This is a genomic window from Mesorhizobium sp. Primo-A, from assembly GCF_003997175.1.
In the GTDB taxonomy this organism is placed as follows: domain Bacteria; phylum Pseudomonadota; class Alphaproteobacteria; order Rhizobiales; family Rhizobiaceae; genus Mesorhizobium; species Mesorhizobium ciceri.
On record NZ_RZTG01000055.1, the window covers coordinates 1 to 468 of the forward strand.

General features: G+C 65.2%; 1 protein-coding gene. It reads right to left on the reverse strand.

Annotated elements, in window-relative coordinates:
- The coding region (locus EOC83_RS32565; RefSeq protein ID WP_281034871.1) for a penicillin-binding transpeptidase domain-containing protein at positions 1–468 on the reverse strand (468 nt) is incomplete at both ends.

A 468-nucleotide genomic window follows, 5' to 3' on the forward strand; every position in this document is an offset into this window, starting at 1 on the left:
TCCATGACCTGCCGCACCACTGGCGCAGCCACGCCCGAGCCCGACTCACCGTTCTCGATCATGACCGCAACGACGATCTTCGGGCTGTCGGCCGGCGCGAAGCCGACGAACAAGGCATGGTCGCGATGGCGTTCCTGGACCTTCGAGCGGTCGTACTTCTCGCCCTGCCGAATCGCGACGACCTGCGCCGTGCCACTCTTCCCGGCAATGCGGTACTGCGCGCCGATGGCAGCCTTGCGGGCGGTACCGCGCGCGCCATGCATGACCTGTTGCATGCCGTGGTTGACCTTGCCCCAGTCAGACGGATCACGCAGCGCGATGTCCGGCATCGGGTTTTCGTCCACAGGCTTCTGCCCTTCAACGGTCTTGGCCAGATGGGGACGATTCCATTTCCCTTTGTTCGCCACCAGCGCAGTGGCCTGGGCCAGTTGCAACGGTGTGGCCTGCATGTAGCCCTGGCCGATGCCC